Origin of the sequence: Pseudomonas cucumis (assembly GCF_030687935.1) — a bacterium.
Taxonomy (GTDB): Bacteria; Pseudomonadota; Gammaproteobacteria; order Pseudomonadales; family Pseudomonadaceae; genus Aquipseudomonas; species Aquipseudomonas cucumis.
Map to the genome: position 1 here is coordinate 926,247 of NZ_CP117454.1, position 18,457 is coordinate 944,703.

15 protein-coding genes are annotated in these 18,457 nt (G+C 58.1%); 7 read left to right on the forward strand and 8 right to left on the reverse strand.

Going from position 1 to position 18,457, the window contains the following annotated elements:
• Window positions 1-62: 62 nt before the first annotated feature.
• From PSH97_RS03950 to PSH97_RS03965, 4 genes are all read right to left on the reverse strand, one after another.
• Window positions 63-1,496 carry an OprD family porin gene (locus tag PSH97_RS03950; RefSeq protein WP_305448187.1) on the reverse strand — a complete coding sequence of 478 codons (1,434 nt, stop codon included), beginning with the start codon at window positions 1,494-1,496 and terminating at the stop codon, window positions 63-65.
• Window positions 1,497-1,667: 171 nt separating this feature from the next.
• Window positions 1,668-3,269: an ABC transporter substrate-binding protein gene (locus PSH97_RS03955; RefSeq protein WP_305448188.1), complete on the reverse strand. Its 1,602-nt coding sequence runs from the start codon at window positions 3,267-3,269 to the stop codon at window positions 1,668-1,670.
• Between the two features lie 301 nt (window positions 3,270-3,570).
• Window positions 3,571-5,196 carry an ABC transporter substrate-binding protein gene (locus PSH97_RS03960; RefSeq protein ID WP_305448189.1) on the reverse strand — a complete coding sequence of 542 codons (1,626 nt, stop codon included), beginning with the start codon at window positions 5,194-5,196 and terminating at the stop codon, window positions 3,571-3,573.
• A gap of 257 nt (window positions 5,197-5,453) precedes the next feature.
• Window positions 5,454-7,064 (reverse strand): ABC transporter substrate-binding protein, encoded by a 1,611-nt coding sequence (locus PSH97_RS03965; RefSeq protein WP_305448190.1) that lies wholly within the window; start codon window positions 7,062-7,064, stop codon window positions 5,454-5,456.
• A gap of 408 nt (window positions 7,065-7,472) precedes the next feature.
• On the opposite strand from PSH97_RS03965, the gene PSH97_RS03970 reads away from it, so the two are divergent.
• Window positions 7,473-7,844 (forward strand): DUF6124 family protein, encoded by a 372-nt coding sequence (locus PSH97_RS03970; RefSeq protein WP_305448191.1) that lies wholly within the window; start codon window positions 7,473-7,475, stop codon window positions 7,842-7,844.
• Window positions 7,845-7,924: 80 nt separating this feature from the next.
• Here the strand turns inward: PSH97_RS03970 and PSH97_RS03975 are convergent, their stop codons facing one another.
• The gene (locus PSH97_RS03975; RefSeq protein ID WP_038978941.1) at window positions 7,925-8,641 is read right to left on the reverse strand and encodes an SIMPL domain-containing protein; all 717 of its coding nucleotides are present in this window, start codon (window positions 8,639-8,641) and stop codon (window positions 7,925-7,927) included.
• 320 nt (window positions 8,642-8,961) lie between these two features.
• Here PSH97_RS03975 and PSH97_RS03980 point away from each other — a divergent pair, with 320 nt between their 5' ends.
• The 4 genes from PSH97_RS03980 (at window position 8,962) to PSH97_RS03995 (ending at window position 13,444) form a co-directional block, all read left to right on the forward strand.
• Window positions 8,962-10,224 carry an ATP-binding protein gene (locus PSH97_RS03980; RefSeq protein WP_305448192.1) on the forward strand — a complete coding sequence of 421 codons (1,263 nt, stop codon included), beginning with the start codon at window positions 8,962-8,964 and terminating at the stop codon, window positions 10,222-10,224.
• A complete protein-coding gene (locus PSH97_RS03985; protein ID WP_007901386.1) occupies window positions 10,217-10,777 on the forward strand; it encodes a response regulator transcription factor in 561 nt (186 codons plus the stop codon). The genes PSH97_RS03980 and PSH97_RS03985 overlap by 8 nt, the downstream gene beginning before the upstream one ends.
• A gap of 96 nt (window positions 10,778-10,873) precedes the next feature.
• Window positions 10,874-12,601 carry an ABC transporter ATP-binding protein/permease gene (locus PSH97_RS03990; protein ID WP_305448193.1) on the forward strand — a complete coding sequence of 576 codons (1,728 nt, stop codon included), beginning with the start codon at window positions 10,874-10,876 and terminating at the stop codon, window positions 12,599-12,601.
• Between the two features lie 96 nt (window positions 12,602-12,697).
• Entirely contained in the window at window positions 12,698-13,444 is a 747-nt protein-coding gene (locus PSH97_RS03995; protein ID WP_305448194.1) for a FadR/GntR family transcriptional regulator, read from the forward strand.
• A gap of 7 nt (window positions 13,445-13,451) precedes the next feature.
• On the opposite strand, the gene PSH97_RS04000 is transcribed toward PSH97_RS03995, so the two are convergent.
• The 3 genes from PSH97_RS04000 to PSH97_RS04010 form a co-directional block, all read right to left on the reverse strand.
• Complete coding sequence (locus PSH97_RS04000) at window positions 13,452-13,805, reverse strand: hypothetical protein (protein ID WP_305448195.1); 354 nt, start codon at window positions 13,803-13,805, stop codon at window positions 13,452-13,454.
• A gap of 390 nt (window positions 13,806-14,195) precedes the next feature.
• Entirely contained in the window at window positions 14,196-14,387 is a 192-nt protein-coding gene (locus PSH97_RS04005) for a hypothetical protein (RefSeq protein WP_305448196.1), read from the reverse strand.
• A 14-nt stretch (window positions 14,388-14,401) separates the two neighbouring features.
• Complete coding sequence (locus PSH97_RS04010) at window positions 14,402-15,733, reverse strand: phospholipase (RefSeq protein WP_305448197.1); 1,332 nt, start codon at window positions 15,731-15,733, stop codon at window positions 14,402-14,404.
• Between the two features lie 234 nt (window positions 15,734-15,967).
• Between PSH97_RS04010 and kdgD the strand changes: the two genes are divergently transcribed.
• Together kdgD and PSH97_RS04020 are read left to right on the forward strand one after the other, a co-directional pair.
• On the forward strand, window positions 15,968-16,879 hold the full coding sequence (gene kdgD / locus PSH97_RS04015) for a 5-dehydro-4-deoxyglucarate dehydratase (RefSeq protein ID WP_048396583.1): 912 nt from the start codon (window positions 15,968-15,970) through the stop codon (window positions 16,877-16,879).
• Between the two features lie 60 nt (window positions 16,880-16,939).
• The gene (locus PSH97_RS04020) at window positions 16,940-18,385 is read left to right on the forward strand and encodes an aldehyde dehydrogenase family protein (RefSeq protein WP_305448198.1); all 1,446 of its coding nucleotides are present in this window, start codon (window positions 16,940-16,942) and stop codon (window positions 18,383-18,385) included.
• Window positions 18,386-18,457: the final 72 nt, after the last annotated feature.

Consider the following 18,457-nt stretch of genomic DNA (forward strand, 5'->3'; position numbering starts at 1 on the left):
CAATCGGTTGAACAGAAAAGCCGGACGGCCGACTCATCATGAGTCAGCCGCAGGCATGCGTTTTACAAAATGTTGAACGGGATGGTGGTCACGAGACGGAACTCGTTGAGGCTGCCATCCGCCTGATTTTCGCTGGCGCGGTGAGCGGTGTAGGTTGCGCGGATAGCAGTGGCCTTGAGTGGACCGCTCTGCACGGCGTACGAAGCACCGATGCCGTATTCATAGTGGTGTTCGCCATCCTGACTCTGGATACCGTCGTAACCCTTGTCCGCCACGCCGCCGTTGCCGGTGTAGTGAGTGCCGTCGATGCCCCAGCCGCGAGCCTGGTAGATGTTGAATTTCAGGCCAGGCACGCCGTATTCGGCCATGTTCAGACCGTAGGCAATCTGGAAGGACTTCTCGTTCGGGCCGTTGAAGTCCGAGAGCAAGGAGTTGGCCAGGTAGATGCCGTTGGTTTCGTGCAGGTAGTCGAAGTACTCGTTACCGTTCACTTCCTGGTAGGAGAAGGTCAGGCTGTGAGCCTGGTGGGTCAGGCCGAACGACAGGGAGTAGGTGTCGTTGTCGATTTTGCCTATGAGGGCTTTACCTTCTTCCTGGGTTTTGTAGTAGTTCAGGCCGGTGGTCAGGCTCAGGACCTGGCTGTCGCCCAGCACATGACTGGCGCCGAAGTAGTACTGGTTCCAGATGTCTTCGGCCTGGGTCGCCCAGAGGCTGGTGGTCAGGCTGGCGAATGGGGTGTAGGTGATACCGCCCGTGTAGACGTGATCGGTTTCAACGATGCCGTTGGCGTATTCGGTACGGAATTTACGCTGGCTTTCTTCGGTACGCGGAGAGTTGCGATCGAAGGTGGCTAGGTCGAAAGCCAGGTTGTTCAGCTCTTCGCTGTGGATGGCCACACCTTGGAAGCTCGAAGGCAGCGCACGGTTACCGATGACATCGACCATCGGGCTGCTGAAGTTCTGGCGGCCAGCGGTCAGGGTGGTGTTGGACACACGGGCCTTGACGTTGGCCAGGCCCAGTTTGCTCCACTGGTCGACGGCGTCGCCACCTTCTTCGGTCAGGGTACGGTTGTTGCCCGCGCCTGGACGGGTACCCGGTGCGCCGCCGTTGTTGGACGCCAGATCCTTGCGATCACGATCCAGAGCGATGGCGTTGTAGGCGGCCACTTCGGTGCTGAAGCCTACGGTGCCTTCAGTGAAGCCGGAGTTGTACTTGAGGATGGTGCCCTGAACCCAGTTGATACGACGATCAGTCGGGGTCGATACACCGTCTTTCTTGTAGCTGAACTTGGCGCCACGTTTTAGTTGTTCGTTGGCGTACCAGTTACGCGTGCTGCCAGTGATCGACTGGCCTTCGACAAACCCGGTTGCTTCGGCTTGAGCGCTTTTGGTGTTGACCGTAACCGGGGTGAAAGCCTGACTCTGGGATTCTGCGTACGCCGTGGCGGTCACGCTGCTGATGGCAAAGGCCAATAACGCGGTGCTGCTCAGTTTCATGGGTGAAGCTCCTTACTTTCTTTTTTTTAATGCCGGTCTTTTTTGGTGATCCGGCTATTTGGTTTGCAACTCATGCAGGCATCGCAAACGTTTGCTATAGGCCGGATTGGCGAATTACGGCAATACGCTTGCGTGAGGGCGGAATCCGCCCCCAGCGTTTTGGCTAATCGGTTATTGGTCGATACTGACGCCCGAGAACACGTTGCGACCGAAAGGACTCACCTTGAATCCTTCGACTTTGGCGCTCAACGGCTGGTTGACCGTCGAGTGGGCGACTGGCGTGATCGGCACCTGCTGCTTGAGGTACTGTTGCGCCTGTTTGTAGAGCACGGTGCGCTGGTCACGATCGGTCACGACCTTGGCCTGCTTGATCAGCTTGTCGTAAGCCGGATCACACCACATGGAGTAGTTATTGCCGCCAATGGCATCGCAGCTGTAAAGCGTGCCCAGCCAGTTGTCCGGGTCACCGTTGTCACCGGTCCAGCCGATCAGGCTAATGTCGTGCTCGCCGTTCTTGGTGCGCTTGATGTACTCGCCCCATTCGTAGCTGACGATCTTGACCTTGAGACCGATCTTCGCCCAATCCGCCTGGAGCATTTCGGCCATCAACTTGGCGTTGGGGTTGTACGGACGCTGAACCGGCATGGCCCAGAGGGTGATCTCGGTGCCTTCCTTGACGCCGGCCGCCTTGAGCAGTTCCTTGGCTTTTTCCGGGTTGTAGGCGGTGTCTTTGATGGTGTCGTCGTAGGACCATTGGGTCGGTGGCATGGCGTTTTGTGCCAGTTGCCCGGCGCCTTGATACACCGCGTTGAGAATGCCTTGCTTGTTCACCGCCATGTCCAGCGCCTGGCGCACTTCGAGCTGATCGAACGGTTTGTGCCGCACGTTATAGGCGATGTAACCAAGGTTGAAGCCGGGCTTCTCGATCAGTTGCAGTTTCGGATCGTTTTTCAGCGCGGTTACGTCGGCCGGGCGCGGGTGCAGGGTGATCTGGCATTCGTTGGCCTTGAGTTTCTGCACGCGCACCGAGGCGTCGGTGTTGATGGCGAAAATCAGGTTGTCGAGCTTGACCCGGCTCGGGTCCCAGTACTGCTTGTTGCCGCTGTAACGGATGTTGGAATCTTTCTGGTAGCTCTTGAACACGAACGGGCCGGTGCCGATCGGCTTCTGGTTGATATCGCTCGGCTTGCCGGAGGCCAGCAACTGGTCGGCGTATTCGGCGGAAAGGATCGCGGCGAAGCTCATGGCGATGTTCTGGATGAATGCGGCGTCGACGTTGTTGAGCGTCATCACCACGGTGAGCGGCCCGGTCTTCTCGACCTTGGCGATGTTCTTGTTCAGGCTCATCCCGTTGAAATACGGGAACTCGGTTGGATAAGCCTTTCGGAAGGGTTGCTGCGGATCGAGCATGCGATTGAAGGTGAACAGCACGTCATCGGCGTTGAAATCGCGGGTCGGTGTGAAGTACTTGGTGGTGTGAAATTTCACCCCTTCGCGCAGGTGAAAGGTGTACTTGAGACCGTCCTCGGAAATATCCCAGCTCGTTGCCAGGCCCGGTACGACGTTGGTGGCACCTTTTTCAAATTCTGCCAATCGGTTGTACAGCGGCTCGGCGGCGTCGTTATCGGTCGCCGTGGTGTATTGCGCGGTGTCGAAGCCCGCGGGGCTGCCTTCGGAGCAGAACACCAGGCTGTTATTGGCGGCCTGGCTGATGGAAGTGACGGCCAGCAGGCCGGTGCCCAGCAATGCGGATAAAACCAAGGTATGGCGCATGACGCTCCCTCTTGTTTAGTGTTTTATCAATGAGCCTGGTCCCGTCCAGGGCACTGAAGCCTCATTGATCTCAAACCATCGCGTGCAGCGATTACCGAGAGCCCACGCATGAACTGGTCAGATCCCGACGGTATGAACCGTGGGTCTGGCAGTAAATGTGTAGAGTCTGAAAGACTCGTAGGAAAAGGCGACGCGTCCTAAACCTCTGCTGAGGTACGCAGCGGATTTGTCTGTCAGTTAATTCCTACTGTCTCGGTAGATAAAGCAACGGCGACGTGAATAACGTCGCCGTTGCCAAACCTTATTTGCTGACGCTGACGCCGTAGAAGGAGTTCAAGCCAAATGGGCTGATCTTGAAGTCCTGCACGTTGTTGCGCATGGGTTGGAACACCGTCGAGTGAGCGATAGGTGTCATTGGAACGGCGTCTTTGAGGACGTGTTGCGCCTGTTTGTACAGTTCAGTGCGCTTGGCCTGATCGGTCGTGCGCTTGGCTTCTTTAACGATGCCGTCGAACTTCTTGTCGCACCATTTGGAGAAGTTGTTGCCCTGCAACGAGTCGCAACCGAACAGCACGTTGAGCCAGTTATCCGGGTCACCGTTGTCGCCGCTCCAGCCAATCAGCATCGCGCCGTTTTCGCCGCCTTTGGAGCGCTTGATGTACTCGCCCCACTCGTAGGTCACGATCTTCGCTTTGATCCCGATCTTGGCCCAGTCGGACTGCAGCATTTCGGCCATCAGCTTGGCGTTCGGGTTGTAAGGACGTTGCACTGGCATCGCCCACAGGTTGATCTCGGTGCCTTCCTTGATGCCCGCTTCCTTGAGCAGCTCTTTGGCTTTCTCAGGGTTGTACGGCGCATCCTTGATGGTGGTGTCGTAAGACCACTGGGTCGGTGGCATGGCGTTGACGGCCAGTTGGCCGGCGCCCTGGTAAACCGAGTCGATGATCTGCTGCTTGTTGACGGCCATGTCCAGCGCCTGACGCACTTTCAACTGAGCCATCGGGTTCGGCTGATCGCTGCCCTTGATCTTGTCCATCACGTTATAGGCGATGTAACCCAGGTTGAAACCGGCCTGGTCAGGCACCTTCAGGGTTTTGTCTTCCTTCAGCGCCTTCAGATCGGCGGGACGAGGGAACAGGGTGATCTGACACTCGTTCTTTTTCAGTTTCTGAATACGTACCGACGGGTCGGTGGTGATGGCGAAGATCAGGTTGTCGATCTTCACGTCGTCAGGCTTCCAGTAGTCCTTGTTCCCGGTGTAGCGGATGTTGGAGTCTTTCTGGTAGCTCTTGAATACAAACGGGCCAGTACCGACCGGCTTCTGGTTGATGTCGGCGGCTTTGCCTTCCTTGAGCAACTGGGCAGCGTACTCGGCGGACTGGACCGAGGCGAAACTCATGGCCATGTTCTGAATGAACGCGGCATCAACTTCTTTGAGGGTGAACTTGACGGTGTGGTCGTCGACTTTATCGATCTTGGTGATGTTGGTGTCCATCCCCATGTCGGTGAAGTACGGGAATTCGGTCGGGTACGCCTTACGGAACGGGTCATCCTTGTTAATCATGCGATTAAAGGTGAACAGCACGTCGTCGGCGTTGAACTCACGAGTTGGCTTGAAGTACGGGGTGGTGTGGAACTTGACGCCTTCACGCAGGTGGAAGGTGTAAGTCAGGCCGTCATCGGAAATGTCCCACTTGGTCGCCAGGCCAGGAACAACGGCGGTGCCGCCGCGTTCGAACTGGGTCAGGCGGTTGAACATGGTTTCTGCAGAGGCGTCGAAGTCGGTTCCGGTGGTGTACTGACCAGGATCGAAACCGGCCGGGCTCCCTTCGGAGCAAAACACCAGGTTAGTCGCAGCGACGGCGAAAGGTGCGCTGGCTAATAAGCTTGCGCCGACTAAAAACGGAATGACCGCGTGTTTAAGCATGGTGGCCTCATGATTGTTGTCATTTTTGGAATTAGAGGACGACCTCGTGAGTCGACCTGCGGATACTTATGCAGGGGCCATACCCAATGCAAGATCCTGAATGGCCACAAACCTTAAACAGTGGCACGAACGTACCTTAATGTCGCATATGTATAAATACTGACGCATTTGACCGTTTGCGCAGGTTTTTTACGGTGCAAATCGCGCACCGACAAGGGGCAACCGGGGCGTTTGGTGCACCCGGTTGGCGCCTGGTGTTACTTATTTATACCCACTCCATAGAAGGGAGTAAGGCCGAAAGGGCTGATCTTGAAGTCGCTGACTTCCTTGCGCAGTGGCTGAAACACCGTCGAATTCGCAATGGGTGTAATCGGCACCTGTTGCTTAAGGATTTGCTGTGCCTGTTGGTACAGGTTGACCCGCTGCTGTTTGTCGGTGGACACCTTGGCTTGTTGCACCAGCTTGTCGTAGGCCGGGTCACACCACTTGGCGTAGTTGCTGCCTTTCACCGCGGCGCAGCTGTACAGCACGCCGAGCCAGTTGTCCGGGTCACCGTTGTCGCCGGTCCAGCCGTAAATCATGGCGTCGTGTTCGCCGTTCTTGGCGCGCTTGATGTACTCGCCCCACTCATAGCTGACGATGTTGGCCTTGATGCCGACTTTCTCCCAATCCTGCTGGATCATCTGTGCCGACATCCGCGCGTTGGGGTTGGAGGCGCGCTGCACGGTCATGGCCCACAAATCGATAGTGGTACCGGGTGCAACCCCTGCTTCTTTCAGTAGCGCTCGGGCTTTGGTCGGGTCGTGTGGTGCGTCTTTGATACTCGGGTCGTAGGACCATTGCGCTGGCGGCAAAGCGTTTTGCGCCAGTTGCCCGGCACTCTGGTAGACCGCTTTGATGATCGCCGGTTTGTCGATGGCCATATCCAGGGCTTGACGCACCTTGAGCTGGTCCAGCGGCGGATGGGTTACGTTGTAGGCGAGGAAGCCGAGGTTGAAACCGGCTTGCTTGAGGACTCGCAGGTTTGGATCTTTCTCCATCACTTCAATGTCTGCCGGGCGCGGGTAGCCGCCGACTTGGCACTCGCCGGCCTTGAGCTTCTGCAAGCGCACGGCGGCGTCCGGGGTGATCGAGAAAATCAGGTTATCGAGCTTCACGTCCTCGGGTTTCCAGTAGGCCTTGTTGGCGGCGTAGCGGATCTGCGAGTCTTTTTGATAGCGCTTGAACACGAAGGGGCCGGTGCCAACCGGTTTCTGGTTGAGGTCGGCGGCTTTGCCTTCTTTCAACAGTTGGGCGGCGTATTCGGCTGACTGCACCGAGGCGAAGCTCATGGCGAGGTTTTGCACGAACGCGGCGTCGATGTTGTTCAGGTTGAAGCGCACGGTGTGGTCGTCGATCCTGTCGATGCTTTTGATCGTGGTGTTCAGGCCCATGTCGGTGAAGTATGGCGACTCGGCGGGGTAGGCTTTACGGAACGCATTCTGCGGGTCGAGCAGGCGCTGGAAGGTGAACAACACGTCGTCGGCGTTGAAGTCGCGGGTCGGGGTGAAGTAGTCGGTGGTATGGAATTTCACGCCTTCGCGCAGGTGGAAGGTGTAGGTGAGGCCGTCCTTGGACACGTCCCATTTTGTTGCCAGGCCGGGTTCGATTTCGGTGCCGCCGCGTTTGAATTGGGTGAGGCGGTTGAAGACGGTTTCGGCGGAGGCGTCGAAGTCGGTGCCGCTGGTGTATTGGCTGGGGTCGAAGCCGGCCGGGCTGGCTTCGGAGCAGTAGACCAGGGTGGTGGTGGCTTGAGCGGTTTGTGCCAGTGATGCGGTTGTGGCGAGGGCGAGTGCGAGCAGGAATGGTTTGACGGTGGTTCTTTCCATGGAGTCCCCGAGGGCGTGGCGGCGGTGTTTTCCTGAGGGTAGCGTTGTTGGCGGGGCGGGCGGAAATATCGTTTTTTGAGGGGGCCCCCTCTGTTCGGGCATACCCCTTGGTGGCGGCCTGACAGCCGACCCATCTCTTTCGTTCTGTACCCGAATGATCGTTCCCACGCTCCCGCGTGGGAATGCCGCCAGGGACGCTCCGCGTTCCGCTTTTGAATGTTTAACGGATGTATCAGAACTCAGACCTTTCCCACGCATTTTTCAGGTTGTCCGTCGGAAGCGGGCTCTCTGGTCTTTGGCTGTCGCTGCGAAATCAGCGACCAGGAGTGGAAACCTGAAATCAGTAGGGCGAAAGCCCTCACGACCATAATGGCAAGTGATGGCTCCAATTGTGATTAGGAGCTGCAAATGGACGATGATAATTCTGATTCGAACTTTAAAAAAACCAACCCAATCGCCGAAGCCTTGTGCGCCGAAGAGCTACTCAAAGACCGCGAAGCCATAAAACGCGCGCTCGACTACTACCTCGATCCGCCCAAGCCTTACGCCGCAAAACCTCGTCGCCCCAGCACGATGTTCCTGGTTTCCCCAGACAGCGACACTGAAAGTCTGCTGGCACAAGCTTGTGAGTCATTGGCCTCGGCCAGTGTCCTGACCAGCGATTTCGCAACAAACCTGATCGGCCCGCAGCGCAATACGGTGTTGGCGATTCAACAGATCATCATGCTGGCGGAGTTGGCGGTGAATCGGGCGTTGGATCGGGTTGATCCGCAGTCTTAATCCTGAATCACCGCGTTTTCTGGCACAAAAAAAACGGCGATCACATCGGTGATCGCCGTTTTTGTGTGCAGGTTATCGAATCATTGCATCAACACTTCAATCGCCCCATCCGCCGTCATGCTGACCTGGCTGGTGCCGGCTTCAACTTCCGGGGTCACTGGCGCGGAATCCATGCCGGCAGCTTTCATCATCATCGGGCCGCGCATGTACGGTTGTGGATAACCATTGCTGTTGAGGTTCAGGTTGACGATTTTGTAGCTCTTGCCGCCCAGGGCGTCGGTGGCCAGTTGGGCGCGGGACTTGAAGGCGGTCACGGCTTCTTTGAGCAGGGCGTCTTCGCTGGCCTTGCGGGTTGGGGTGGCGATGGCGAAGTCCATGCCGCCCATTTTCAGGTCGGTGAGCAGTTCGCCGGTGAGTTTGGAGAGAGCGGCGAAGTCCGAGCTTTCCAGGCGCAGTTCGGCGCGTTCACGCCAGCCGGTGATTTTCTGGCCTTTGGTGTCGTAGATCGGATAGCTGTTGCGGCTGCCCTGGCGCAGGGTGATGTCTTTGACTTCTTTAGCCTGGGCCAGTGCTTTGTTCATGGTGGTGCTGACGTCAGCGGCGAGTTTGGCCGGGTCGGTGTTTTGCTCTTCGGTGTAGAGGGTCACGATCATCAGGTCGCGGGCCACTTCCTGGCTGACTTCGGCGCGCAGGGAGATCTGGTTGTAATGCAGCTCGTCGACGGCCAGGGCCGGGAGGCTGACGACGGTGCCAACGCTTAAGGCAAGAAGGGCGGCGCTGCGGCGCAATGTGTGCATGAAAAGCTCCTTGGACGGTGCGCAGGGGTTAAGGTCCGAACCTGCGTGAAACCATCAGACTCTAGCTTCAATGAGCCGGTTCGCACAGTTACAACTTCGATACAGATGAATAGCAGGTGGCCGCTTCGCGGCCAATCGTGGGCAAGCCACGCTCCCACAGGGGAACGCATTCCAATAATGAAATGGCTTGCCCGCGATGACGTCCATGGAGACGCAGCAAACATCCCTGTCATGTGGTCGTTTGCCGCACTTTCGCCTCTCAGGCCCGTGGCTTGGTTATACTCCGTGCGATCCGCCTGGAGCGCTCATCAGGAGAGCTCATGCTCGCCCCCGTTCAAATCACTTCCGCTACTCGCCAGAACCTCTGGCGGCTGACTTTCATCCGCACGCTGGTGCTGGCCGCTCAGGCCGGTTCCGTGGGCCTGGCCTACTGGTTCGACCTGCTGCCGTTGCCGTGGGTGCAACTGGCAATGACCCTGGGTTGCTCGACGCTGCTGTGCGCGTTCACGGCGGTGCGTCTACGCACCTCGTGGCCGGTAACTGAGCTCGAATATGCCCTGCAACTGGCCTGTGATCTGTTTATCCACAGTGCGCTGTTGTACTTCTCCGGCGGTTCGACCAACCCGTTCGTCTCTTATTATCTGGTGCCGCTGACCATCGCTGCCGTGACCTTGCCGTGGCGCTATTCGGTGATTCTGTCGGGTATCGCCCTGGCGCTGTATACGTTGCTGCTGGCGCGGTTCTACCCGTTGGAAACGTTCCCGATCGCCCGGGAGAACCTGCAGATCTACGGCATGTGGCTGAGCTTCGCCCTGGCAGCAGCGGTGATCACGTTCTTCGCCGCCCGTATGGCCGAGGAGCTGCGTCGTCAGGAAGAACTGCGTGCCATTCGTCGCGAAGAAGGCCTGCGCGATCAGCAATTGCTGGCAGTCGCGACCCAGGCTGCCGGCGCCGCCCATGAACTGGGCACACCGCTGGCGACCATGAGCGTGCTGCTTAAGGAAATGCAGCAGGATCACCCTGACCCGATGTTGCAGGACGATCTGAAGGTTTTGCAGGATCAGGTCAAGTTGTGCAAGGAAACCTTGCAGCAACTGGTGCGCGCCGCCGAGGCCAATCGTCGTCTGGCGGTGGAAATGCAGGACGTCACCGATTGGCTCGACGAAGCCCTGAATCGCTGGCATTTGATGCGCCCGGAAGCCAGTTACCGCTTCCAGCGCCTGGGCCAGGGGACTGTGCCGCGCATGGCGCCGCCACCGGACCTGACCCAGGCCCTGCTAAATTTGCTGAACAACGCCGCCGACGCTTGCCCCGAAGGCTTGCAGGTAACCCTGGACTGGAATGCCGAGGACTTGACCATCAGCATTCGCGACCATGGCGCCGGTGTGCCATTGGCCATTGCCGAACAAATCGGCAAACCGTTTTTTACCACCAAGGGCAAAGGTTTCGGCCTGGGCCTGTTTTTGAGCAAGGCCAGCGTGACACGCGCCGGCGGCTCAGTGAAACTCTACAGTCATGAGGAAGGCGGCACGCTCACCGAGCTGCGCCTGCCCCGTGTCGCCCGAGGAGACGAACATGAGTGACGAGATCCAAGTTGAAGGCGAAGAACTGCCGCATTTGCTGCTGGTAGACGACGACGCAACCTTCACCCGCGTAATGGCCCGCGCCATGGCCCGTCGCGGTTTTCGCGTCAGCACGGCAGGTTCCGCCGAAGAAGGCTTGACCATTGCCCAGGCCGACATTCCGGATTACGCCGCCCTTGATCTGAAGATGGACGGCGATTCGGGCCTGGTGTTGTTGCCAAAACTGCTCGAACTCGACCCGGAAATGCGCGTGGTAATCCTCACCGGTTACTCGAGCATTGCCACCGCCGTCGAGGCGATCAAGCGCGGTGCCTGCAATTACCTGTGCAAACCGGCGGACGCCGATGATGTGCTGGCCGCGTTGCTCTCCGAGCACGCCGACCTTGACACCCTGGTGCCGGAAAACCCGATGTCGGTGGACCGTCTCCAGTGGGAGCACATCCAGCGCGTACTGACCGAGCACGAAGGCAACATTTCCGCCACCGCCCGCGCCCTGGGCATGCACCGCCGCACGCTGCAGCGCAAACTGCAGAAGCGCCCGGTCCGTCGCTGAACCGGCGCTGAACAATTGTTGTCACACCTCGTTACAAGCCGAGCCGTTCATTTATGATCGGCTCGTGTGTGTTCTTTTCTTTATCGAGCCTTATCCATGAATCAGAACGCTGAATATTCCGCGGTCAACGATGCTGTGCGCGGGCAGTTTTTTCGCAAAGTCTGGGCGATGACCACGCCTTACTGGCGCAGCGAAGAGAAGGGCAAGGCCTGGACATTGCTGATCGCGGTGATCGCACTGTCATTGTTCAGCGTGGCGATTTCGGTGTGGATCAACAGTTGGTACAAGGATTTCTACAACGCCCTGCAGAAGAAGGACGAAGCGGCGTTCTGGCAGTTGATCCTGTATTTCTGCGGCATCGCCGCCGTGGCGATTCTCGGCGCGGTGTATCGGCTTTATCTGACTCAGATGCTGACCATTCGCTGGCGGGCGTGGCTCACCGAAAAGCACTTCGCCCGCTGGCTCGCCAACAAAAATTACTACCAGCTGGAGCAGGGCGGTTACACCGATAACCCGGACCAGCGGATTTCCGAAGACCTCAACAAGTTCACCACCAATACCTTGGGCTTGGGCCTGGGTTTGATCCGTAACATCGTTAGCCTGGTGTCGTTCTCGATCATTTTGTGGGGCGTGTCGGGCAGTATCGAAGTGTTTGGCTTCACGATCCCCGGCTACATGTTCTGGTGCGCGCTGGTTTATGCCGCCGTCGGCAGCTGGCTGACGCACGTGATCGGTCGTCGCTTGATCGGCCTCAACAATAACCAGCAACGTTTCGAAGCCGACTTGCGTTTCTCCATGGTGCGGGTCCGCGAAAATGCCGAAAGCATTGCGCTATACAACGGCGAGCCCAACGAGAACCGTCGTTTGAGCAGCCGCTTCGGTCTGGTCTGGCACAACTTCTGGGACATCATGAAGGTGTCCAAGCGCCTGACCTTCTTCACCTCCGGTTATGCGCAGATCGCAATCATCTTTCCGTTCATGGTCGCGGCGCCGCGTTACTTCGCTGGCAAGATCGAGCTTGGTGAGCTGATGCAAATCAACTCCGCATTCGGCAACGTCCAGGAGAACTTCAGCTGGTTCATCAGCGCGTACCAGGACCTCGCCGAGTGGCGTGCCACGTGTGATCGTCTGCTGAGTTTCCGTCAGGCCATGACCGACAACGAAGAACGCGCACCGGCCATCGACGTGCAGAATCAAGGCTCGGCGCTGAAGGTGCAAAACCTTGGGCTCGACCTCGCTGACGGTCGTCATCTGCTCACCAACGCCGACATGACCGTGGAGGAGGGCGAGCGCGTCATGCTCAGCGGTCGTTCCGGCAGCGGCAAGTCGACGTTGCTGCGGGCGATGGGGCACCTTTGGCCGACTGGCCACGGCAGCATCCGTCTGCCGACGGGGCGTTATCTGTTCCTGCCGCAAAAACCCTATCTGCCGATTGGCACCTTGCGCGAAGCGCTGAGTTATCCACAACCCGGCGACACCTACCCGCACGAGCGTTATGCCCACGTGCTGGAAACCTGCCGTTTGCCGCACCTGGTTTCGCGTCTGGATGAGGCCAATCACTGGCAGCGCATGCTCTCGCCGGGTGAGCAGCAACGTCTGGCCTTTGCCCGTGCGCTGCTTTATGCGCCGCAATGGCTGTACATGGACGAAGCGACTTCGGCGATGGACGAAGAGGATGAAGCGTCGTTGTATCAGGCGTTGATCGATGAATTGCCGGGCTTGAGCATTGTCAGCGTCGGCCATCGCAGTAGCCTGAAACGTTTCCATCCACGGCATGTGCGTATCGAGAATGGCCATCTGGTGGACCAAACCGTGACCGCCTGATCACCACCGCCTCGCTCCTACAGAGGCGGTGGTGATCGTACAACCGTGTTGAGCTATGATGCGGATTCAGCCGAATTTTCGAGAAAGACGTTCACCATGGAAAACCCGATCGACGCACCTCGCCTCCCTCGCAAGCGCCGCAGCCTCGCTCAGGAACTGGTGACGGTGCTGTCCGAGCAGATCCGCGACGGTCAGCTCAAACGTGGCGACAAGTTGCCCACCGAGTCGGCGATCATGGATGCCCATGGCGTCAGCCGCACCGTGGTGCGCGAAGCGATTTCCCGTTTGCAGGCCGCCGGGCAAGTGGAAACCCGCCACGGTATCGGCACCTTTGTGCTCGACACGCCGAGCCCGAGCGGTTTTCGCATCGATCCGGCCACCGTGGTGACCTTGCGTGATGTGCTGGCCATTCTGGAATTGCGCATCAGCCTGGAAGTGGAATCCGCCGGCCTTGCCGCGCAACGTCGCAGCGCTGAGCAGTTGGCGTTGATGCGTGCAGCGCTGGATGCGCTGAATGAAAGCGCTTCCCACGCCAGCGATGCGGTGGCTTCGGACTTCCAGTTCCACTTGCAAATTGCCCTGGCCACCGGCAACCGCTACTTTACCGACATCATGACCCATCTGGGCACCAGCATCATTCCGCGCACGCGCCTTAATTCCGCGCGTCTGGCCCATGATGATCAACAGCACTACATGAGTCGTCTGAGTCGCGAGCACGAAGAGATTTACGACGCAATTGCCCGCCAGGATTCCGATGCGGCGCGGGCCGCGATGCGGTTGCATCTGACGAATAGCCGCGAGCGGTTGCGCCAGGCCCATGAAGAGGCGCAGGCGCAGCGTTGATGGGTGCTTACAGTTCGAGACGGACAGTCAGAACCGGGGAGACAACCGGAGGACTGAATGCGTTGGTAATGGTGTAATACAGTGTGGCGCTGGCACCTGCGATCAACCCCTTCGCAAATGTTTCTTTCAGAATATCGAATACGACTGGTTTCCCAAGCGAGCTTGCCGTCAGTACGAACGACCCATGCCACTGGTTGTTGGTAGAGGTCTTAACCGTCAATTCGACTCTGTCACCCACAGTAGCGTTAGCGTGTGGGGGCACGACACCCCGCACTGGGTCCGTTAGATTATGAACGTAAAGCACATCATTAAATGCGTCGGGAAGCACTGGTGGTAGCAAGACTTGTTGTTGTGCAGTCATGATCAAAATCCTTTTAGCGATGAATTGAACCGTTCGGGAGGTGCGCATTACGGCATCGCGCCGACGGAGCCGGTTCGTTAGCTCCTGAGCCATTTAGGCTGAGGCTGCAGTGGGCGGGCTACTGTTAGAAATAACAGTTTCGACGAATGGTATGCGTGGGCATTTCAGAACAAGACTCTCGCCTGGGCGGTCGCAAATGTGATGCGGAGAATCAGGTGCATGAAGCGGGCTCAGGTTTTCTGATTGAGGTGATTTCTTGCCTGACAGATAGCCATCGCGGGCAAGCCCGGCTCCCACAGGTTTTGTGTCGATCACAATAGTGTGAACACACACAGAACCTGTGGGAGCCGGGCTTGCCCGCGATTGCGTCAGTAGCTTTCAATTAATCTTTCAGATTGTCTTCAAAATTCCCCGATCCACCCTCACTGCCAACTCAGCAGCCCCAGGTTTGGCATCAAAAACCGCATTCCCGCGCTCATCCACAACCGCCCGTGCAATTGGCAAGCCTTTCGACAACAATTCCAGCGGCGCGCCTTTCAGCGATTGGCCCGAAGCCAGTTCCAGTTTCAATTTGATAGTCATCAGTGATCCCCTTATCAGGCATTGGCCGCTGAATTCAGCACGCCGGTTGGTTGGTAGTCCTTGAGCAGGAGGTAAGTGCTCCAGCCCCACCAATCATCCACGGTGGCCGTATCGTTCAGGTTGTTGACGTCCTTGCGCCGCAGCACCTTGGCGCCCTCAACCTTGAACAGCGGTGAGAAATTGCCTGCCGGGTTCAGTACCGCTTGCAGGTCGGGCAGTCTTTTCAAAGCAGCGAAGCTGCCGGCCGATGGAGCGGTGCCACCGAGGTACGCCGCGAACACTTCATCCGCCGACACCTGAACCGCTTGATTCACCTGAGCGCGATTGGCGCTGTCGATGGCGTCGAAGTAGCGCTTGTCGCCGTAGGCGTGCCAGCGATCGCCGTTGCCATTGCTCACGTTGAGGCCGAACTTGCTGTCTTCATCGTGCATGAAACGGGTAATCAACGAACCGAGATCACTGGGCGTGACCACCGCCGCCAACTGTTTGCGCGGTACTCGCAGGTGACCGGCGGAATACAGGTCGGTCAGGTAGTGATCGGCAAAAGCGTTCATCGCATAGGCCTGCTCCAACTGCTTTTCATCGCCGCTGTTGTGGGCCAGCACCGCATGTTGCAGCGCTGCCGTGTGCCCGGCGATGTAAGCCAGCAACGCCCATTCGGCAAAGTGGTCGGCATTGTTGGCGGCCAGTTTCAGATAACGCCCCAAAGGGAACAGCGCCGAGACGAAGCTGCCGCCGCCGGTGATTTTGTTCCACTCTTCCGACAACGTATCACCCAAGGCGTCATAAGCCTCGTGCGGCTGTTTACCCTCCCTGATCGCTTGATTGATGGCGGCGATTTCCTTCTGCATGACGCCGAGGATCAACTTCGCCTCGGCGTTTGAGGCCGGCAGTACCGCCAGGGAGTTGAAGGCATTGGTAAAACGCTGGATTCGGTCCGTCGCTGTTGCGCCTTCGCAGATCGGTTGATCGGGAACTCCATAAAAATCACCCCCCAGCGCAATTACTTGCCCATAGGTCAATGCCAGGCCATTGGGCAGGTGCAACTCCACCTGCGAGGCCGGTATGGCAGGCGCATCCTTGACGAAACGCAGCAGGGTGCTGTCGCCGATCGCGGTATGTTCTGCACCTTCAAACCTCAACTGGGGCGCGCTTTTCAGCGCCTTTTTCGGTGGCGTCGGCAGCAGGCCTTGATGCTGATGTTTGGGGCCGTGATGGCCGCCAGCGGTGAGCTTAAGCGTGTCGCCATTGCCAGAAAAGGCGATGCCGTGCTCGGTAAAAAGATCATCCAGATCGGCAATGACCTGTCGGGTATTTTCCTTCGATTGTGCGTGTAGTCCTGACATTTCTAGCTCCTTGATATGTCGTAGGTAGAATCAAATTCAACTGTATGTATATACAGTTATCTGGATCATAGATGAGAACTTTCCTACGTCAAGGGATTACTTTTTCCGACGCAAATTTTGAGGTCCGCGATGAAATGCTGTTGACGGTTATATTTTAAGTTGTACGATGACCTACAACTTCGGCGAAGGCTGAACGGTTTTCTCACACAACGTTGCTACCAGGGTGTTCGAATAATGAATCCACAAGAACTGAAGTCCATCCTCTCTTCCGGCCTGCTGTCGTTCCCGGTCACCGACTTCAATGCTCAGGGCGATTTCCATCGCGCGGGCTACATCAAACGTCTCGAATGGCTGGCCCCATACGGCGCCTCGGCATTGTTCGCCGCGGGCGGCACCGGTGAGTTCTTCTCTCTGGCGGCCAGCGAATATTCGGAAATCATCAAGACTGCCGTTGATACCTGCGCCACGAGCGTACCGATCCTGGCCGGTGTTGGCGGTTCGACTCGTCAAGCCATCGAATACGCTCAGGAAGCCGAGCGTCTGGGCGCCAAAGGCCTGTTGCTGCTGCCGCACTACCTGACCGAAGCCAGCCAGGACGGTGTTGCCGACCACGTTGAAGCGGTATGCAAATCGGTAAAAATCGGCGTGGTGGTTTACAACCGCAACGTCTGCCGCCTGACCGCTCCATTGCTGGAACGTCTGGCCGAGCGCTGCCCGAACCTGATCGGTTACAAGGATGGCCTGGGCGATATCGAGTTGATGGTGTCGATCCGTCGCCGTCTCGGTGATCGCTTCAGCTACCTGGGTGGTCTGCCGACCGCCGAAGTCTACGCCGCAGCCTACAAGGCGCTGGGCGTACCGGTTTACTCCTCGGCGGTGTTCAACTTCATCCCGAAAACCGCGATGGATTTCTACCACGCCATTGCTCGTGAAGATCACGCTACGGTTGGAAAAATCATCGATGACTTCTTCCTGCCGTACCTGGACATCCGTAACCGCAAGGCCGGTTACGCCGTGAGCATCGTCAAGGCCGGGGCAAAGATTGCCGGCTATGACGCAGGTCCTGTGCGTGCGCCGCTGACCGACCTGACCGGCGAAGAGTACGAAATGCTCGCCGCGCTGATCGACAAGCAAGGTGCGCAGTAACACTCGATAAAACCAAGGCCGCTGAGCAATCAGCGGCTTTTTGCGTGAGGAGATGATTCTGTGGCTGATTCAAAACGTTTCGATAACTACATCAACGGCGAATGGGTGGCGGGCAGTGATTATTGCGCCAACATCAACCCGTCCGAGCTGACCGATACCATCGGTGACTACGCCAAGGCCGATCTGGCTCAGGTCCACGCCGCCATTGACGCCGCTCGCGCCGCGTTCCCGGCCTGGTCCACTTCGGGCATTCAGGCACGTCACGATTCACTGGATAAAGTCGGTACTGAAATCCTCGCCCGCCGCGAAGAGCTTGGCACTTTGCTGGCCCGGGAAGAGGGCAAGACTCTGCCCGAAGCCATCGGTGAAGTGACTCGCGCCGGCAACATCTTCAAGTTCTTCGCCGGTGAATGCCTGCGCCTGTCCGGCGATTACCTGCCGTCGGTGCGTCCGGGTGTGAACGTTGAAGTCACTCGCGAAGCGTTGGGTGTGGTCGGACTGATCACCCCGTGGAACTTCCCGATTGCGATCCCTGCGTGGAAAATCGCTCCGGCTCTGGCTTACGGCAACTGCGTCGTGCTGAAGCCTGCTGATCTGGTACCGGGCTGTGCCTGGGCGCTGGCCGAAATCATTTCCCGCGCGGGCTTCCCGGCCGGCGTGTTCAACCTGGTGATGGGCAGCGGTCGCGTGGTTGGCGATGCGCTGGTACAGAGCCCGAAAGTTGATGGCATCAGCTTTACCGGTTCCGTGGGCGTGGGTCGTCAGATCGCTGTCAGCTGCGTCTCGCGCCAGGCCAAGGTTCAGCTGGAAATGGGCGGCAAGAACCCGCAGATCATTCTCGATGACGCCGACCTCAAGCAAGCGGTCGAGCTGTCGGTACAGAGCGCGTTCTACTCCACCGGCCAGCGTTGCACCGCGTCGAGCCGCTTCATTGTCACCGCCGGGATTCACGACCAGTTCGTCGAAGCCATGGCCGAGCGCATGAAGTCGATCAAGGTTGGCCACGCGCTGAAAACCGGCACTGATATCGGTCCGGTCGTCTCGCAGGCTCAGCTTGAACAGGACATGAAGTACATCGACATCGGCCAGTCCGAAGGTGCACGTCTGGTCAGTGGCGGTGGTCTTGTGACCTGCGACACGGAAGGCTACTTCCTCGCCCCGACGCTGTTTGCCGACAGCACAGCGGCGATGCGCATCAGCCGCGAAGAGATCTTCGGCCCGGTGGCCAATATCGTTCGCGTGGCCGATTACGAGGCAGCGCTGGCCATGGCCAATGACACCGAGTTCGGTCTGTCGGCGGGCATCGCTACCACGTCGCTCAAGTACGCCAACCACTTCAAACGCCACTCCCAGGCCGGGATGGTGATGGTCAACCTGCCGACCGCCGGCGTGGATTACCACGTTCCGTTCGGTGGGCGTAAAGGCTCATCCTATGGGGCACGTGAGCAAGGTCGCTATGCGCAAGAGTTTTATACGGTCGTGAAGACCAGCTACATCGGCTCCTGACAGGAAACACCGCGGTATCGGCATCGATACCGCAACACAACTGCTTCACCCGCGCATAAAAATAATCAGTGG

Excerpts from the sequence above, each read along its gene's own strand:
- PSH97_RS03950 (WP_305448187.1), bottom strand. The coding sequence starts at position 1,496 with ATGAAACTGAGCAGCACCGCGTTATTGGCCTTTGCCATCAGCAGCGTG.
- PSH97_RS03955 (WP_305448188.1), bottom strand. The coding sequence starts at position 3,269 with ATGCGCCATACCTTGGTTTTATCCGCATTGCTGGGCACCGGCCTGCTG.
- PSH97_RS03960 (WP_305448189.1), bottom strand. The coding sequence starts at position 5,196 with ATGCTTAAACACGCGGTCATTCCGTTTTTAGTCGGCGCAAGCTTATTA.
- PSH97_RS03965 (WP_305448190.1), bottom strand. The coding sequence starts at position 7,064 with ATGGAAAGAACCACCGTCAAACCATTCCTGCTCGCACTCGCCCTCGCC.
- PSH97_RS03970 (WP_305448191.1), top strand. The coding sequence starts at position 7,473 with ATGGACGATGATAATTCTGATTCGAACTTTAAAAAAACCAACCCAATC.
- PSH97_RS03975 (WP_038978941.1), bottom strand. The coding sequence starts at position 8,641 with ATGCACACATTGCGCCGCAGCGCCGCCCTTCTTGCCTTAAGCGTTGGC.
- PSH97_RS03980 (WP_305448192.1), top strand. The coding sequence starts at position 8,962 with ATGCTCGCCCCCGTTCAAATCACTTCCGCTACTCGCCAGAACCTCTGG.
- PSH97_RS03985 (WP_007901386.1), top strand. The coding sequence starts at position 10,217 with ATGAGTGACGAGATCCAAGTTGAAGGCGAAGAACTGCCGCATTTGCTG.
- PSH97_RS03990 (WP_305448193.1), top strand. The coding sequence starts at position 10,874 with ATGAATCAGAACGCTGAATATTCCGCGGTCAACGATGCTGTGCGCGGG.
- PSH97_RS03995 (WP_305448194.1), top strand. The coding sequence starts at position 12,698 with ATGGAAAACCCGATCGACGCACCTCGCCTCCCTCGCAAGCGCCGCAGC.
- PSH97_RS04000 (WP_305448195.1), bottom strand. The coding sequence starts at position 13,805 with ATGACTGCACAACAACAAGTCTTGCTACCACCAGTGCTTCCCGACGCA.
- PSH97_RS04005 (WP_305448196.1), bottom strand. The coding sequence starts at position 14,387 with ATGACTATCAAATTGAAACTGGAACTGGCTTCGGGCCAATCGCTGAAA.
- PSH97_RS04010 (WP_305448197.1), bottom strand. The coding sequence starts at position 15,733 with ATGTCAGGACTACACGCACAATCGAAGGAAAATACCCGACAGGTCATT.
- kdgD (WP_048396583.1), top strand. The coding sequence starts at position 15,968 with ATGAATCCACAAGAACTGAAGTCCATCCTCTCTTCCGGCCTGCTGTCG.